Below are 16,935 nucleotides of genomic sequence, written 5' to 3' on the forward strand. Positions count from 1 at the left end.
GCGATCAGCCCGGCACGGTAGGTGCCTTCGGGCGCGAAGCCGAAACGTACCTCTCCCCCGGTGCCGGCGGGCACGATCCAGCCCTGCTGCCAGCCGTCGACCCGCTGGGCGCGCAGGACCTTGCCGTCCAGGGTCGCGGTGGCGCCGGTGTTGATGTTCTGCGGGAGCACGAGGACCCGGTCGTAGGCCTCGGCGGAGACGGTCGCCGAGACCGCGGCGTCGCGCTCGTCGCGCTCCACCTCGACCGCCTCCGGGGACTCCGCGTCCGCGATCACCTCCGCACTGAGCTCGAGGCTGTCGACACGGAGGGCGTTCACGGGATCGGCCAGCAGCGTGTTCTCACCGGCGCTCAGGTTGATCGGGGCCGTACCGCAGACCTTCAGGGGCACCTCGCCGCCGCGCAGCAGGTCGGAGAGCGACCCGCTGACCGACGTACGCAGCACCCGCTCGCCCACGCGGATGTGGGGCCCCGCGGCGCAGCCGGCGCGGAGCGTCCCGTCGCCGAGCGGACGGCCGTTGACCTCCAGCTCAGAGATGCCGGCGGGCAGCTCGGTGGCGTCGGCTCTGCTGGAGGGCTGGTCGTAGGCGGCGTCGGTCTCGGTGATCCGGATCCGGAGCCGGTCCGTGCGCCAGCCGCTGGGCACCGCGACGTCACCGTCGGCGTCGACCTCGCGGGTCACCGTGCGCTTGGGGCGGCGCAGGTCGGTGATCTCCACCTCGGTGGGGATGCTGACCGGGGCGGCCTCGTTGACCGCGAGCCGCAGCGACCTGATCCGCTGCCGCTCCGGCAGCCGGAGGCTCACCGTGGCAGGCCCGGTCGACGGCGCCCGCCAGGAGGTGCCCTCGTCGCCGTCGGCCATCGCGAGCGCCGACTGGGCGATGTCTCCGCTGCTCGGTGCGGTGATGTCCACCCCGACGAGCTCGGCGGCGGCCGCGGCATAGGCATGGTCGCGGCGCAGCGACACGGTCCCGGTGACGTCGAACGTCTGCCCGCGGGTGAGGGTGATGAGCCGGTCCAGGTCGTCTCCGTCGTCGCCGGTGCCGGCCAGGAACGGCTCGCAGTAGAGCACCCCGTCCTGGCTGATGCACCCGCTGCGATCGGCGTCGCGGCCGAGCCGGATCTTGCGGATCGTGGCGTCCTCCGGCGGCACGGGGAGCGCGACCAGGCGCTGGGCGTCGACGCCCTCGATGTCGAGCTCGCTGATCCCCCAGGGGCCGTAGGCGGTGGCTCCGCGGGCGGTGATGGTCAGGTTGCGCGCGCTGAACCCGGTCAGGTCGTACGTCGCCTCCTCCCCCGGCTGCGGGGCGTAGACCTTGCGCATCTGGGCGCCGGCGACGAGCTCGAGCCGCTCGACCCCGACGACGTTGCTCGGGATCGTGATGGTGACCTTGCCGAGGTCGGTCTCGTCCTCGAACCTCACCCGGAACCAGGCGCCCTCGGGGTTCTGGTCCCATCCGGTCTCGGTGCGCCACGCGGTGTCGGGGTCGCCGTCCAGGGCCGCCGAGGGCGCCCGGCCGCGGTCGACCGGGACCTCCTCCGGGGTCGCCGCCGAGCTGGAGGCCTCCACGGCCTCGACCCCGCGCCAGACCATGGTGCTCTGCCACCGCTCCTGGTCGGCCAGGTAGCGGTGGAAGTTCTCGGGCTGGTCGGAGTCGACGCCCTCCTCGGCGGTGCGGGTCGCGGAGGAGTTGGCGCGGACGCCGGAGAAGAGGGTCGTCCGCCGCCGCTGGCCGTCGGTCAGGATGACGTCGGTCGACTCCTCGGAGGCTCGGGTGTCGTCGGCGGTCAGCACAGCCGGCGCCCCGCTGGCGGGCTCGCCCGGGTCGCCCATCACGGTCGTCTTCGCCGGGATGAGGGTCGCGTCGGAGGTGGCGTCGTCGACCTCGTAGATCTCGATCGGCGGGTACTCCCCCGCCAGTCCCCCGTCGACGAGGACACGGGTGCCCTTCTCGCGGTGGTAGGTGGTGTTGCCGAACTCGGTGCCGAAGCTCGCCTCCCGGGTCAGGCCCGGTGACTGGGCGAGGGTGGCGTGCACCAGGGAAGGCGGCGGGGCGCCGGTGGTGCCCCAGTGCAGGTCGTTGCGTACCAGCAGCCGGGTCACGCCGGCCTTGGCCAGCATCGGCGCGAGGTCCGCGCTGGGCGTGCCACGCTCGATCTCCTCGGTGACCCGGTCGAGCCAGACGACGTTGCCGGGCTCGGCCAGCGGCACCACGCCGCGTACGGCCCAGCGGGAGTCGGCGTAGGGCTGCAGGACCTCGTCGTGGGTGCTGCCCCACAGGTAGTCGCCGAAGCGGGCGGCCGGGACCACGAGCGTGACACCGCCGTCGTCGTTCTCGGAGAGGTAGTCGGCGGCGTCGGTCCAGAAGCCCGGCACGTTCTCGATCGACCCGGGCGGCGGCACCTGGCCGCGCACCCAGGGCACCGCGAGTCCGGCCAGCGCGGCCACCACGGCGATGACGAACACCCTCCTGAGCCACTGGGCGGCCTTCGTGGCCGTCCCGGAGGCACGCGCCAGCTCGGCGCGGAAGAGGATGGTCTCGACAGTGAGCACGACGCCGGCGGCGAGCCCGAGGCGGAGCACGGCGTCGTACTTGTGGCTGTTGCGCACCGCGGCCAAAGCGCCGTCGACGAGATCCTGACGGGACTCGGCTCCCCAGCCGGCCAGCGCACCGGTGTAGCCGATCCCGACGAGGACGGCACCGGCGAGGACGCAGCCGATGAGGAACCTGCTCTCGGGGTGGCGACGCGCGCGGCCCACCCCGGCCAGACCGGCGAGCCCGATCGCGACGACGGCGGCTGCGTCGAGGACGAGGTAGGGCGTGGCGTGCAGGCTCTGCCCGGCCGGGTAGTAGAGCGGGTCGGCGTAGGCGACCCAGTCGGAGGTGCCGAGCAGCGTCGGCAGCAGACCGGTGGTCGAGGCGGTCACCGCGGCGGTCTCGATGTAGTCGAGGAAGGGCGGGATGTAGCGGCCCTGGAGCACCAGCGGGATCGTCCACCACAGGGTGGCGAGGACGGTGAACACGCCCCACAGCGCCAGCGCGGCGAATCGCCGGGCGCCGGTCCTGGTCAGCAGGAAGACCACGCCCGGGACCAGCACCGCCGAGACCGCCGTCGCGTTGACGCCGCCCGCGCAGGCGACCGCGAGCGCGGCCACCGCGCACCAGCGCACCAGGTCCTTCGTCGTGGTGGTGCCGCTGGCCCGGATGACGGCGAGCAGCACCCACGGCGCGATCGCGGTCGGCCACAGCTCGGCCGAGTTGGCGCCGAGGATGGTCATCACGCGTGGCGTCAGGACGTACGCGGCGGCGCCAGCGACCTGCGCCCACGGCCGCCCCAGCTGCAGCTCGCGGGCCACGAGCAGGACACCGAGGAAGGCCAGGTTGAGCAGCAGCGCCCACCACAGCCGCTGGATCACCCACTCCGGCAGCTGCGCCAGCTGGCCGAGACCGTAGAAGGGGCCCATCGGCCACAGGTAGCCGATCGCCTGGTTCTGCACCTGGCCGAAGGCGCCCTGGGCGTCCCACATGTTCAGCGCCCGGGCCAGGAAGGCCCACGGGTCGGCGCTCAGGTCGAACTTGGTGTCCGCGACGATCCGGCCCGGGGCCTGGGTGAACGTGATCGCGGTCAGGATCGCGACGTACGCGACGAGCCTGAGCTTCGAGGTGGCCGAGGGTGGGTTCGGGGTCACGTCTTGCGCAGCACGAGCAGGAGGTTCCATGAGAGCACCTCCCTCACCACCGGGACCCGCATCAGCCACGCCGCCCACGCAGGGTGGTAGCGCGGAACCGCAGCCAGGATCTCGGCGTTGCCGGCCTTGCGCTGGGCGCGCGCCCAGCGCAGCCCCGCGGATGCGGTCGCTGCGTACATCGACTCGCCGAACTTGTTCTTGGGCTCGTGGCCGTGCTTGCGAAGATAGCGGCGGCGCGCGAACCGGCCGCCGAGCAGGTGCCACGGGCTGGTCTCGTGGCCACCCCAGGGGCCCCACCACAGGGTGTAGGAGCAGAAGACGACGCCGCCGGGCCGGGTGACCCGGAGCATCTCGTCGAGCATGGCCGTCGGCGTCGGGACGTGCTCGAGCACGTTGGAGGAGTAGCAGGCGTCGACGCTTCCGGTGCGGACGGGAAGCCGCATCCCGTCGCCGAGCATGCTGCCCTCGGCGACGATCCCGGCGCCCTGCATCTCGCCTGCATCGGCGTCGAGCGCGAGGTAGGTCGCGCCGGCCCGCATGAAGGCGTCGCGGAAGTAGCCCGGGCCGCCGCCCACGTCGAGCAGGACCGTGCCCTCGAGCGTCTCGCCATCGGTGTAGTGGCCCAGCTGGCCGACCGAGTCCGCCGCCAGCGCGGTGTAGAAGCGCGCGGGATCGGTCTGCTCCACCCGGAAGTCGCTGAAGAGGCGTACGGAGCGCCGCAGCGTCGCGCTCCAGCCTCCGCCGGCGGGGGCGGAACGCTGGGAGTCGAGGAGGTTCGGCACGGCGGGAACCCTAACCGATTACCCCAACGGGTGTGCATTCCATCACGAAATGTCCTACTCTCCAGTAACTGCGTGACCCTGGGGAGGGAGCGCTCAGCAGCGGGGAACTGCGAGATTGCAGGGGAGCACTCTATTTTGCGCGCGACGGAGGCAGCGCAGCTGAACGGCAGCCATGTGGCCGTGTTCAGCTGGCGTGATTCTGAGAACCCTGAAGCCGGTGGTGCCGAGCACTACCTCCACCAGATCACCGCCGGTCTGGTGGGCGCGGGAGCGCGGGTCACCGTGTTCACGGCCGCCTATCCCGGTGCGCATGCGCGTGAGGATCGCGACGGCATCCGCTACGTACGCCGCGGCGGCAAGCTCAGCATCTACCTGTGGGGCGTGCTGCTGCTGGCGCTGGGGCGGCTGGGTCCGATCGGCCGCGTCGACGCGGTCATCGACGTGCAGAACGGGCTCCCGTTCTTCTGCCCGCTCGGCACCAGGGCACCGGTGACGGTGCTCGTCCACCACGTCCACCGCGAGCAGTGGCCGGTGGTCTACCCCGGGCTGTCCGGGCGGGTCGGCTGGTGGGTCGAGTCGTGGCTCGCGCCGCGGCTCTACCGCCACAAGCAGTACGTCGCGGTCTCCCGCGCCACCCGGGCCGAGCTGGCCACCCTCGGCGTCGACCCGGCGCGGGTCGCGGTCGTGCACAACGGCGCCGCGCCGGCGCTGAGCGACCGGCCGGCGAAGACCGAGCACCCTTCCATCTGTGTCGTCGGGCGACTGGTGCCGCACAAGCGGGTCGAGCTCGCCGTCGACGCGGCGGTGGCGCTGCGGTCCTCCTACCCGGACCTGAGGCTGAGCATCGTGGGCGGCGGCTGGTGGGCCGACGAGCTGGCTGCGTACGTCTCCCGGGTGGGGGCCGAGGACTTCGTCGAGATGCTGGGGCATGTCTCGGAAGAGACCAAGGAAGCCGTCTACGAGCGGTCCTGGCTGATGGCGCTGCCGTCGCTGAAGGAGGGCTGGGGGCTGGTCGTCACCGAGGCCGCCCAGCACGGCACCCCGACCGTCGCCTTCCGCGACGCGGGCGGGACGACCGAGTCGATCGACGACGGCGAGTCCGGGGTGCTGGTCGACGATCAGCCCGGCTTCGTGGCCGCGCTCGACCACCTGCTCGGCGACGAGATCCGCCGCAAGGAGCTGGCCGAGGGGGCCCGGTGGCACGCCCGCAAGCACACCTGGGAGCAGAGCCAGCTGAACTTCAACGCCGTGCTCGCCTCGGCGCTTCAGGGGCACGTGGTCAGCGCGGACTGACTGCACTGCACTGTCTTAGAACTGGCGCAGAACTGTCGTAGAGACGGAGAAGAGGCCCGGCGGATCACCGCCGGGCCTCTTTCAGCTTTGTCTGGCTCAGTCGTTGGTGCCGTACTGAACCGTCGACTCAGAGACGCTCGGAGGATTCTCGACGGTGTTGTCCGTGCTGCTGGTGACGACTCCGACGATGGTCGCTGCGGCGACTCCGCCGCCGACAAGAATGCTGGCGACGATGGCAATGATGTTGCCCATGGATATGTGACCTCCCTCTCCTAGCCGCGAACCTTAGCAGCCGGCCGGCGAACAATACTGATCAGTAGCAGAACTGTTGATGTTGTGGCTCCCAGCCAGGCCAGGCCGTACGCCACCCACGCGAGGACCACCGCCGTCAGCCTCACCGGACCGATGGTGTAGGCCGTCGGCCGGGTCGCCTCCCCCGGCAACCGCTGCAGGAGCAGGTCGCCGCTGTCGTGAACCGTCTCCCCCGCCACCGGCGGCGCCTCGCCCGCGGTGCGGTCGGTGATGACGTACCCGATCCCGAGGCGGCTCAGCTCGGCCGCCCGTGTGCTGGGGTCCGGTGCGGCGAGGGCCTCGGCGGCCGCTGCCGCGCGCGGGTCCTCGCCCGCGATCTCGGTGTCGCCGATGACGAGGTCGCCGTTGGTGACGCTCGCCCTGGGCAGCATCCTCGGCAGCGGGTCGAGGACGGGACGACGTCCGTTCCACGCCGGGGCTCGGTAGGCGGACCAGGGCAGGACGAGTACGTCGCCCGGTGCCGCCTCCGCCTCGAGCGCCGCGCCGGCCTGGTGCCATGACGTCGGGTAGTCGGCCGTGCCGATGCCGCCGGCGAGACCCCAGGCGGCGTCGGGAAGGACGGCGATCGGGGCGAGGGCCAGGACGACCGCCGCGGCCCATCGGGGCGCGGTGCCGCGAAGCCGCTCGCGCAGGGCATCGACCCCGGCCGCGACGGTCAGGACGAGCAGCGGCAGACACAGCGGAAGCAGGCGGCTGCTGTCCCGCATCAGCGCGAGACCGGGGATGTTCTGGGCGAGTCCGTCGAGGGTCTGTGGTGCGGCCCAGCCGAGGATCGCGATCGCCATCCCGGCGACCCACAACCCCAGGATCGCGATCCGTTGGCTGTCGCCGACCCACCATCGCCGGAGTCCGGCCCCGACCAGCGCCACCAGGAGCGCCAGAGCCGCCCATGCCTGCCAGCCCTCGCGGCTGGCGGGGATGACCGAGGTGTTCCAGATCCCGCCGAGGGTGAGGGCTGCCAGCGGGACGGGCAGGGCGTCGCCGCGCAGCGCGAAGACCTCGAACCCGGTGGCCGACGCCGCCTCCCCCGCGTGGGTCAGGCCGGCGACCACCCAGGGCGCGTTGACCACGGCGACCACCGTGAGCAGCAGGACGGGTCGCCTGTCCCGGCGCAGACCGGACGCGAGCAGTACGGCGGCCGACACGATCCCGGCACTGGCGCTGAGGCTCCCGACGAGCAGGATCGGGAGCATCCACACCGGGGCGCGCGCGCCGCGCGCCGCCGGACCGGGTTCAGTGGCGGCCCACCGGCGGCCGGCCAGCACCAGCCAGGGCACCGCGGCATAGGCCAGCAGCATCGGCCAGTGGCCCATCCACAGCCGCTCGGCGACGTACGGGCTCCAGACGGTCAGGCTCACCACCACCAGCCGCGCGGCGAGCGAGCGCTCACGCACCAGCTCCGCGGCACCCGCACCGGCGAGCACGAGCGCTCCCACCAGCACGAGCTTCTGCAGCGCGATACCCGGCACGACCTCGTCCAGCACCGCGGTCACCGCGTCCGAGGGCACCGCCCGTGGCAGCCCCGATCCCAGGCCGAGCACATCCCGGGTCAGCGCGAGATCCGGCACCCACACCATGTCGTAGCTGAGCACGAACCCAGCCCCCAGCGCCGGCCCCAGCATCAGCACCGCGAGCACGCCCGCCCACACGCTGGGCACCACCCGATCCCTCACGCGGCCACCCTAGAACCCCGCCCCCGCCGAGACGGCACTTACGTCGGCCGAGAAGTCACCTACGTCGACCGAGACGGCAGTTGTGTCGACCGAGACGGCAGTTGTGTCGACCGAGACGGCAGTTGTGTCGACCGAGACGGCAGTTGTGGCGGCCGAGACGGCAGTTGTGGCGGCCGAGACGGCAGTTGTGGCGGCCGAGACGGCAGTTGTGGCGAACGAGTTTCGATCCTGGGCGGATGCCGGTGCCGGCATGTGACCTGCCGCACCATAGGCTTTCCAAGTGCCCACGATGACCGCCAGCCCGATCAGCGCCCGCCGGCGCAGGCTGTCCGCGCTCATCCGCAGCAGCGGCTTCCTGGCCCTCTGCATCATGGTCACCAACGTCGCGACCTACGGCTTCCAGATCATCGCCGCGCGGATCCTCGGGCCCGGTCAGTACGGCGGCGTCGCCGCGATGATGTCGCTGCTCCTCGTGGTCGGCGTCGTCCAGCTCGGGATGCAGGCGACGGCGTCGCGCCGGGTGACCGGGAGCCCCGGGCAGGAGCGGCCCATCGAGCGGACCGTGCTGCGAGTGACCTACCGGGCGGCCATCGTCGTCGGTGTGGTGATGCTCGCCGCCTCGCCGCTCGTGTGGCGGGTGCTGCGACTGGACTCGATCTATCCCGCGCTGCTGGTCGCCGTGTGTGCCGTGCCGCTGACGATCATGGGCGGTCAGGCCGGAGTGCTGCAGGGCGAGCGCCGTTGGCTCGCTCTGGCGATGGTCTACCTGGCTCTCGGCATCCCGCGCGTCATCGTCACCACGGCCGCGATGTGGATCCGCCCCACCGAGGGCGCCGCCATGGCCGGGGTCGCCCTGGCCCAGTTCGCGCCGGCTGTCGTCGGGTGGTGGGTGCTGCGACGGCGTACGTCTGCGGTCGATGCGGCGCCCCGGAGCCCCGGCACAGGCGTCGACCGAATGCGTCCGGTCGTCGTCGAGATGCTGCACGGCTCGTTCGCGCTGCTCGGCTTCTTCGCACTCTCCAACGTCGACATCCTGATCGCACGCAACGTGCTCTCCGACCACGTCTCCGGCCTGTACGCAGGTGGCCTGATCCTCACCAAGGCGGTGCTGTTCCTCCCGCAGTTCGTGGTGATCATCGCCTTCCCGTCGATGTCGGCCGAGGCGAGCCGTCGCTCCGCGCTGATCAAGTCCCTGGCCCTGGTCGGCGGGCTCGGCGTCTGCGCGATCCTCGGCTCCTGGCTGCTGTCGGAGCTCGCGGTGGTATTCATCGGCGGTGACAAGTACACCGAGATCCAGGACCTCCTCTGGGTCTTCGCGATCCTCGGCATGGTGCTGTCCGTGCTCCAGCTGCTCGTCTACTCGGTCCTGGCCCGGCGCAGCCGGCTCTCGGCGTACCTTCTCTGGATCGCCGTCGCCGCTGCCCTCGCCCTCGGCGCGATGCAGACCACCGTCGAAGGCCTCGTCTGGGCCGTCCTCAGCGTCGACGCCGCCCTCGCAGCCGTCCTCCTGGCGGTCACCTTCTGGCGACTCAACCAGACCCCTCACCGCCCCTGACCCCAGCCGAGGCGTCAGCCCCGTCGGCCGAGAATGCACTTCTGGCGTGCCGAGACGTCACTTGCGTCGACCGAAAGGGCAGGTATGGCGGCCGAAACGGCAGGTATGGACGACGAAGGTGGAGTTTCGTCGCCCACAACAACCGATTCGGCCCGCCAGAACTGCCATCTCGTACGCCACAACTGCCGCCTCGGCCGACGCGGGTGACCTCTCGACCGACGCAGGTGACCTCTCGACCGACGTACGTGACGCCTCGGCGGGCTTCAGCCGTCACGGACGAGAATGCAGTTGTGGGCGACGAAAGTAGAGTCTCGTCGCCCACAACTACCGACTCGGCCCGCCACAACTACCGACTCGGCCCGCCACAACTACCGACTCGGCCCGCCACAACTACCGACTCGGCCGACGGAGCTGACGTCTCGGACGACGTAGGTGACGGCTCGGCGATCAGTGGGCGGCTTCGTGCCAGGACAGGCCGGTGCCGACGGAGACGTCGAGGGGGACGTTGAGGTCGGCGGCGGAGCCCATCTGCTCGCGTACGAGCGCCTCCAGGGCCTCCCGCTCCCCCGCGGCGACCTCGAAGACGAGCTCGTCGTGGACCTGGAGGAGCATCCGGGAGGAGAGGCCGGCCTCGTCGATGGCGGCCTGAACCCGAAGCATGGCGACCTTGATCAGGTCGGCGGCCGAGCCCTGGATGGGGGCGTTGAGCGCCATCCGCTCGGCGGTCTCACGCCGCTGACGGTTGTCGGAGAGCAGGTCGGGCAGGTAGCGGCGGCGGCCCATGATGGTCTCGGTGTAACCGGTGCGCCGCGCCTCCTCGACCAGGCTGCGCAGGTAGTCGCGGATGCCACCGAAGGTCTCGAAGTATTCCTCCATCAGCCCGCGCGCCTCGCTCGGCTCGATCCCGAGCTGCTGGGAGAGGCCGAAGGCGGACAGGCCGTAGGCCAGGCCGTAGTTCATCGCCTTGATCTTGGCCCGCTGCTCCACCGAGACCGCGTCGGGGTCGACACCGAAGACCCGCGCGGCGGTGATCGAGTGGAAGTCGCGTCCGGAGCGGAACGCCTCGATGAGCAGCTCGTCCTCGGACAGGTGGGCCATGATCCGCATCTCGATCTGCGAATAGTCAGCCGTCATCAGCGACTCGAAGCCGTCGCCGACGATGAAGCCCTTGCGGATCCCGCGACCCTCCTCGGTGCGCACCGGGATGTTCTGCAGGTTGGGCTCGGTCGAGGAGAGCCGACCGGTGGCCGCGATGGTCTGGTTGAAGGTGGTGTGGATCCGGCCGTCGTCCTGCACGGTCTTCAGCAGTCCCTCGATGGTGACCCGCAGCCGGGTCACGTCGCGGTGGCGCAGCAGGGCGAGCAGGAACGGGTGCTCGGTCTTCACGTAGAGCTGCTGCAGCGCGTCGGCATCGGTGGTCCAGCCGGTCTTGGTGCGCTTCGTCTTCGGCATGTCGAGCTCGTCGAAGAGCACCACCTGCAGCTGCTTGGGCGAGCCGAGGTTGATCTCCTTCCCGATCACGCCGTACGCCTCGTCGGCCGCCTGTTTCATCTGGCCGGCGAAGTGTCGCTCCAGGGCGTCGAGGTGCTCGGTGTCGACCGCGATGCCGGTCTTCTCCATCCGCGCCAGCAGATGCAGCAGCGGGAGCTCGACCTCGGAGAGCAGCCGGTGTCCGCCGGCGGCCTCGACCGCCGAGTCGAGCTCGACGGCGAGGTCGATCACGGCCCGGGCGTAGAGCATCGAGGTCCTGGCCACGCCGTCGCCACCGACCTCGTCGTCGCCGAAGAGCGACTCCTGGCCGCCGTCGTCCTCCTGCTTGAGCTCACGCTTGAGGTAGCGCAGGGTCAGGTCGGCGAGGTCGTAGGAGCGCTGGTCGGGCGCCACGATGTAGGCCGACAGCGCCGTGTCGGTCACCAGCCCGCCCAAGGACCAGCCGTGGGCGTCGATCGCCAGCTCGGGCCCCTTGGCGTCGTGCATGATCTTCGGCCGCGAGGGGTCCGCGAGCCAGCCCGCGAGCGCCGCCTCGTCCTCGGGGGTGAGCTCCTCCACCCCCACGTACGCAGCCCGCTCCTGCGTCGCGAAGCCGAACCCGTCCACGCGGCCGGTGCCGGAACCCCAGGTCCCGCGCACATGCACGCCGACGGGCGTGGTGCCGAGCTCCTCGAGGAATGCCGCGACGGCACCTGGAGCCAGCGTCTCGCCCTCCAGAGCGAACCCGCTCTCGTCGACCGGGACGTCGTCCTCGGGGGCGAGCACGTCGGTGATCCGGGTGCGGATCTCGCCGCGGAACTCGAGCTCGTCAAGAAGCTCCAGCGCGGCTGCCCGGTCCCACTCGACCCGCCCGAAGTCCGCCGGGCCGACCTCCAGGCTCAGGTCCCGGACCAGCGCGTTGAGCCGCCGGTTGCGCATCACGTCGCCGAGGTGGGCGCGCAGGTTGTCGCCGGCCTTGCCCTTGACCTGGTCGGCGTGGGTGATCAGGTTGTCGAGGCCGTCGTAGGTGTTGATCCACTTCGCCGCGGTCTTCGGGCCGACGCCCGGGATGCCGGGCAGGTTGTCGGAGTCCTCCCCCACCAGCGCGGCGAGCTCGGGATAGCGGTGCGGCGGGACCCCGTACTTCGTCTCCACGGCCTCCGGCGTCATCCGCGCCAGGTCGGAGACACCACGCATCGGATAGAGCACGGTCGAGGACTCGGTGACCAGCTGCAGCGAGTCGCGGTCACCGGTCAGGATCAGCACCTCCATCCCGGCCTCGAGCCCCTGGGTCACCAGCGTCGCGATGATGTCGTCGGCCTCGTAGCCCGCCAGGGACAGGTGGCGGATGTGCAGCACGTCGAGCAGTCGCTGGATCAGCGGCAGCTGCGACTTGAACTCGTCGGGGGTCTTGTTGCGCTTGGCCTTGTACTCGGAGTACTCCTCCAGCCGGAACGTCTGCCGCGACAGGTCGAAGGCGACCGCGACATGGGTCGGGGTCTCGTCGCGCAGCACGTTGACCAGCATCGAGGTGAAGCCGTAGACGGCATTGGTGTTCTGCCCCGTGACGGTCGAGAAGTTCTCCACCGGCAGGGCGAAGAAGGCCCGGTAGGCCAGCGAGTGCCCATCGAGAAGGAGCAGTCGGTCACGCGTCACGTCAGCCACGGTCCGACTCTATCCACGACCACCGACAACAGGTTCAACCGGCGCGTGCGACCATGCGTTTATGACCGATGCATCTACCGCCGACCAGACAGCAGGCGAGGTCTTCTTCGCCTCACTCCCCCACGGCATGGGAGGCCTCAACGACAAGATGGGCGTCAAGATCCTGGAGATCTCCGCCGAGAAGGTCGTCGGCACCATGCCGGTGGAGGGCAACACGCAGCCCTACGGCCTGCTCCACGGCGGCGCCTCCGTCGCGCTCGCCGAGACGCTCGGCTCGACCGGGTCCGGGATGCACGCCGCGACCATGGGCAAGCTCGCGGTCGGCGTCGACATCAACGCCACCCACCACCGTTCGGCGACCTCCGGCATCGTCACCGGCACCGCGACGGCGATCCACCTGGGCCGCACCTCGGCGGCCTACGAGGTCGTGATCACCGACGAGCGCGGCAAGCGGGTCTGCACCTCACGGATCACCTGCTCGCTCATCGACCCGGAGCGGGTCTCGAAGTAGGGACGTACGGCGAAGGGCCCCGGAGCTGGTCGCTCCGGGGCCCCTCATGCTGTGGATCAGACTTCCCCAGCGATGTACTTGACCGGCGCGTAGGTCGCCTTGTCGTTGTACTGGTAGATACCGATGGACGCGGCCGTCGGGCTACCGGTCTCGCCGAGCTCGATCGGACCGGACTTGCCGTCGTAGTCGATGTCCTTGCCGTCCTCGATGAGCTTGACGCAGTCCGCGTACGTCTCGCACTTCTCACCACCGGTGGTGATGTCGACGATCTCCTTGGCGATGGCCTCGCCGGCGTCGCTGTCGGCCTGCCCCGCGGCCAGCGCGGAGACGATGGTGGCGTCGTAGGACTCGGCGGCGTAGGAGTAGTCGGCCAGCTTCGGGTTGACCTTCAGCAGCTGCTCCTTGAAGTCACCGGTGGTCTCGGCGCCCGGGAGGGTGCCCTTGACACCCTTGAGCTCACCCTTGGTGAAGTCCTTGGAGTAGTCCGACAGGTTGCCGTCGACGAAGTACGTCGGCAGCTTGGCCGGACCGGCACCCGCGGCGATGAGCTGCGGGATGAGCTTCTTGGTCTCCTCGAAGGCCACCACGACGACGGCGTCGGCACCCGAGCCGGCGACCTCGTTGATCTGGGCGTCGAACGAGGTGGCGTCCTCGGAGTAGAACGCCGTGGTGGCGACCTTGGAGCCGGCACCCTCGAGGTTGGCCTTGATCTCCTCGGCAAGCGTCTCGCCGTAGGCGTCCTGGCGGGCCAGGATCGCCACGTTGGTGCGCTTGTCCTCGAGCAGCAGGTTGGCCATGACGGCGCCCTGCAGGATGTCGGACGGAGCCGTGCGGAAGTAGAGGTCGGCCTTCGAGAAGTCACCTTCGTCGAACTCGGTCGAGGTGTTGGCCGGGGAGAACATCACGGTGCCCGACGACATGATCTTGTCGATCACGGTCATCGACACGCCCGAGGACGCGGTGCCGACGATGACGTCGGACTTGGCGTCGATGAGCTTGTCGGCCTCGGTGGGGGCGATCGCGGAGGTGGTGTCACCGGAGTCCGCTACGACAGGCACGACGTCCTTGCCGAGCACGCCGCCAGCGGCGTTGATGTCCTGGATGGCCAGGTCGGATCCGGCGAACTCGGGCGGGCCGAGGAACGCGAGGCTGCCGGTCTGCGGGAGAAGCTGCCCGATGGTGAGAGTGCCGTCGCCCTTGGCGGCAGCCTTCTTCTCCGGCTCCTCGGAAGCGGTCTCGCCACCACAGGCGGCGAGGGTGAAGCTGAGCGCCAAGGCGCCGGCGCCTGCGGTCAGCTTCATCCAGGTAGAGGATGATGAGTTCACTGCTTTAGTCCCTCTTTCGTATGGGCTGGCCCGGCTCACGTCGGACCTTGCGGAGACACATTAGAGACGCTCGGAGGGCGAATCACCCGAGGGACCTGTCTTTTCACCAATCCGTTACATCTCCCCCATGGCATCATTGCCTGGGTTGCCGCCATCATCGGCTCCGTAATGTCGGGGCCGTGGTGACATGATCACTCGGGAAACCCGATTCCGCCCGGGAACAGCCACGATCGTGGAGGAATTGTGATGATCTGTACGCACGGCACCCTTGGAGGACGGACTCGATGAGGGTGCCGGTGACGATGCGAGAGGCACGAGCCGACGACGCGCTCTTCCTCCTCGGCATCTGGCAGGACGCGCTGCGGATGGCGGACGCCCAGGAACAGCTGGGCGACCTGGAGACGATCATCGGCGCCGCCGACGCCTCCCCCGACCAGCGCCTCCTGGTCGCCGAGTGCGGCAGCGAGCCCGTCGGAGCGGTCTACCTGCGTGCGACAACCTTCGGACCGCTCAACCTGGAGCCGACGGTGCAGATCTTCGCGCCCCACGTCGTTCCCAGCTTCCGCCGCCGGGGTGTGGGCCGGATGCTGATCGAGGCTGCCGTCGCCTTCGCCGAAGAGCGCGGGGTCAGGACGATCGCGGCCGCGGCCTCCGCCGGTGGCCGTGACGGCAACCGGTTCCTCGCCCGGATCGGCCTCGGCGCCCAGGCCGTCATGCGCGTGGCCCCGACCGCGGTCGTACGCTCCCGGCTCAACGTCTTGGGCCGGGCCCTGCCCCACGCCCGCCTGCAGCGCGGCCCGAAGCAGTCCAGCGCCGTCGGTGAGCTGCTCGCCGCCCGGCGCTCCCAGCGACGCTCGCACACCGTCGCCTGAGCACCGACGGCCAGGGCCCCGGAGCATGCTGCTCCGGGGCCCTGGCCGTTTCAGGACGTACTCAGTCCTCCTTGGCACCCAGGGTGCCGAGGTAGAGCTCGATCACCTTCGGGTCGTCGGCGAGCTCGCGCCCGGCCCCGGTGTAGGCGTTGCGGCCCTGGTCGAGCACGTAGCCGCGGTCGCAGATCTGCAGGCAGCGACGGGCGTTCTGCTCGACCATCACGACCGAGACACCCGCCTGGTTGATCTTGCGGGTCTGCACGAAGACCTCGTCCTGCATGACCGGCGAGAGCCCCGCGGAGGGCTCGTCGAGCAGCAGGACCGACGGCTCCATCATCAGCGCCCGGCCCATCGCGACCATCTGACGCTCACCGCCGGAGAGGCCACCGGCGCGCTGCTTGCGACGCTCCCCGAGGGCCGGGAAGATCCCGGTGACGAACTCGAACCGCTCCGCGAACTTCTTCGGGGCCTGGTAGCAACCCATCTCGAGGTTCTCCTCGATGGTCAGGCTCGGGAAGACGTTGTTGTTCTGCGGGACGAACCCGATCCCTCGCGAGACCAGCTCGTCGGCACGCTTGCCGGTGATCTCCTCACCCTTCAGCGTGACCGTGCCCTCGTGGATCTTCACCAGGCCGAACAGCGCCTTGAGCAGGGTCGACTTGCCGGCGCCGTTGGGGCCGATGATGCCGACCAGCTCGCCGGGCTGGCAGTAGAGGTCGGTGTCGTTGAGGATGTTGACCCCGGGAAGGTAGCCGGCGATGAGCCCGTCGGCGCGGAGCACCGCGCCCTCGGCCTCGCTCAGGTGCTTCTCGCGGAACTTCTCCGCATCGGTGGAAGTCACTTCGAGTCCTCCTCTGGGACGGTCTCGGCCTCGAGCTCTGCCTCGACCTCGGCCTCGAGGACCTCTTCGTCGAGCTCGCTCAGGTCGGTGTCGTGGTGGGCCCCGAGATAGGCGTCGATGACACGCTGGTCGGCCATGACCGACTCAGGGGTGCCCTCGGCGACGATCTGCCCCTGCGCCATCACGATGACCCAGTCGGAGATGTCGCGGACCATGTCCATGTCGTGCTCGACGAAGAGAACCGTGCGGCCCTCGTCGCGCAGCGACTTCACGTGACCGAGCAGCGACTGCTTCAGGGCGGGGTTCACACCCGCCATCGGCTCGTCGAGCATGACGACCTCCGGGTCGACCATGAGCGCGCGGGCCATCTCGAGCAGCTTGCGCTGGCCGCCGGAGAGCGACCCGGCGAAGTCCTCGCGCTTCTTGTCCAGCAGGAACCGGGCCAGCAGGTCGTCGGCCTTCTTGGTGACCTCGTCCTCCTGATTGCCCCACAGGAACTTGAACGGTGCGGCCCAGAACCGCTCCCCCTTCTGTCCGGTGGCGCCCAGGCGCATGTTCTCGATCACGGTGAGCTTGGCCAGCACCTTGGTGAGCTGGAAGGTGCGCACCATCCCGAGCCGGGCGACCTTGTAGGGGGCGACGCCCTTGAGCGACCTGCCCTCCAGGCTCCACGAGCCGGTGTTGGGCTGGTCGAAGCCGGTCAGCAGGTTGAAGAACGTCGTCTTCCCGGCTCCGTTGGGGCCGATCAGCGCGGTGATCGCACCACGCTGGATCTCGACGTGGTCGACGTCGACGGCGGTGAGTCCTCCGAACGTACGCGTGATGTTGTCGGCGACGATGATCGGGTCGGACTTCTTGCTGCCCGGCTCCGTGCTCGCCCCGACCAGGCCCGCGGGCCCGGTCTTGGTCTCCACGGCGTTCGCCTCGGTGCTCGTCTGGTCAGTCAT

General features: G+C 70.2%; 12 protein-coding genes and 1 pseudogene. 5 read left to right on the plus strand and 8 right to left on the minus strand.

The window, feature by feature from the left end; translation table 11 throughout:
- Positions 1-1,661 precede the first annotated feature (1,661 nt).
- Both ACIRON_RS03640 and ACIRON_RS03645 read right to left on the minus strand, forming a co-directional pair.
- Positions 1,662-3,719 (minus strand): annotated as a pseudogene (locus tag ACIRON_RS03640) (alpha-(1->3)-arabinofuranosyltransferase family protein); the annotation flags it as partial.
- Entirely contained in the window at positions 3,686-4,471 is a 786-nt protein-coding gene (locus ACIRON_RS03645) for a class I SAM-dependent methyltransferase (RefSeq protein WP_402989098.1), read from the minus strand. The pseudogene ACIRON_RS03640 and the gene ACIRON_RS03645, both read right to left, overlap by 34 nt.
- Positions 4,472-4,651: 180 nt before the next feature.
- Between ACIRON_RS03645 and ACIRON_RS03650 the strand changes: the two genes are divergently transcribed.
- Positions 4,652-5,764 (plus strand): glycosyltransferase family 4 protein, encoded by a 1,113-nt coding sequence (locus ACIRON_RS03650; protein ID WP_402989100.1) that lies wholly within the window; start codon positions 4,652-4,654, stop codon positions 5,762-5,764.
- A 96-nt stretch (positions 5,765-5,860) separates the two neighbouring features.
- Here ACIRON_RS03650 and ACIRON_RS03655 read toward each other — a convergent pair whose 3' ends face one another.
- Both ACIRON_RS03655 and ACIRON_RS03660 read right to left on the minus strand, forming a co-directional pair.
- A complete protein-coding gene (locus ACIRON_RS03655; protein ID WP_160024268.1) occupies positions 5,861-6,016 on the minus strand; it encodes a hypothetical protein in 156 nt (51 codons plus the stop codon).
- 20 nt (positions 6,017-6,036) lie between these two features.
- Positions 6,037-7,749, minus strand: a complete 1,713-nt coding sequence (locus ACIRON_RS03660) for a hypothetical protein (protein WP_402989103.1) — start codon at positions 7,747-7,749, stop codon at positions 6,037-6,039.
- A gap of 82 nt (positions 7,750-7,831) precedes the next feature.
- Between ACIRON_RS03660 and ACIRON_RS03665 the strand changes: the two genes are divergently transcribed.
- On the plus strand, positions 7,832-8,005 hold the full coding sequence (locus tag ACIRON_RS03665; protein WP_402989106.1) for a hypothetical protein: 174 nt from the start codon (positions 7,832-7,834) through the stop codon (positions 8,003-8,005).
- A 33-nt stretch (positions 8,006-8,038) separates the two neighbouring features.
- Entirely contained in the window at positions 8,039-9,304 is a 1,266-nt protein-coding gene (locus ACIRON_RS03670; RefSeq protein ID WP_402989936.1) for a lipopolysaccharide biosynthesis protein, read from the plus strand.
- Positions 9,305-9,751: 447 nt separating this feature from the next.
- Here ACIRON_RS03670 and polA read toward each other — a convergent pair whose 3' ends face one another.
- Positions 9,752-12,439 (minus strand): DNA polymerase I, encoded by a 2,688-nt coding sequence (polA, locus tag ACIRON_RS03675; protein ID WP_402989108.1) that lies wholly within the window; start codon positions 12,437-12,439, stop codon positions 9,752-9,754.
- A gap of 61 nt (positions 12,440-12,500) precedes the next feature.
- Here polA and ACIRON_RS03680 point away from each other — a divergent pair, with 61 nt between their 5' ends.
- Entirely contained in the window at positions 12,501-12,950 is a 450-nt protein-coding gene (locus ACIRON_RS03680) for a hotdog fold thioesterase (protein WP_045549081.1), read from the plus strand.
- A gap of 56 nt (positions 12,951-13,006) precedes the next feature.
- Here ACIRON_RS03680 and ACIRON_RS03685 read toward each other — a convergent pair whose 3' ends face one another.
- Positions 13,007-14,251, minus strand: a complete 1,245-nt coding sequence (locus tag ACIRON_RS03685; protein WP_402989113.1) for an ABC transporter substrate-binding protein — start codon at positions 14,249-14,251, stop codon at positions 13,007-13,009.
- Between the two features lie 308 nt (positions 14,252-14,559).
- Here ACIRON_RS03685 and ACIRON_RS03690 point away from each other — a divergent pair, with 308 nt between their 5' ends.
- Positions 14,560-15,147 (plus strand): GNAT family N-acetyltransferase, encoded by a 588-nt coding sequence (locus ACIRON_RS03690; RefSeq protein WP_402989116.1) that lies wholly within the window; start codon positions 14,560-14,562, stop codon positions 15,145-15,147.
- A gap of 61 nt (positions 15,148-15,208) precedes the next feature.
- Here the strand turns inward: ACIRON_RS03690 and ACIRON_RS03695 are convergent, their stop codons facing one another.
- Positions 15,209-15,988 carry an ABC transporter ATP-binding protein gene (locus tag ACIRON_RS03695; RefSeq protein WP_402989119.1) on the minus strand — a complete coding sequence of 260 codons (780 nt, stop codon included), beginning with the start codon at positions 15,986-15,988 and terminating at the stop codon, positions 15,209-15,211.
- Positions 15,985-16,935 carry an ABC transporter ATP-binding protein gene (locus ACIRON_RS03700; protein ID WP_402989122.1) on the minus strand — a complete coding sequence of 317 codons (951 nt, stop codon included), beginning with the start codon at positions 16,933-16,935 and terminating at the stop codon, positions 15,985-15,987. The genes ACIRON_RS03695 and ACIRON_RS03700 overlap by 4 nt, the downstream gene beginning before the upstream one ends.

The sequence above is a fragment of the Nocardioides sp. NPDC101246 genome, assembly GCF_044767415.1.
Classification (GTDB): Bacteria; Actinomycetota; Actinomycetes; order Propionibacteriales; family Nocardioidaceae; genus Nocardioides.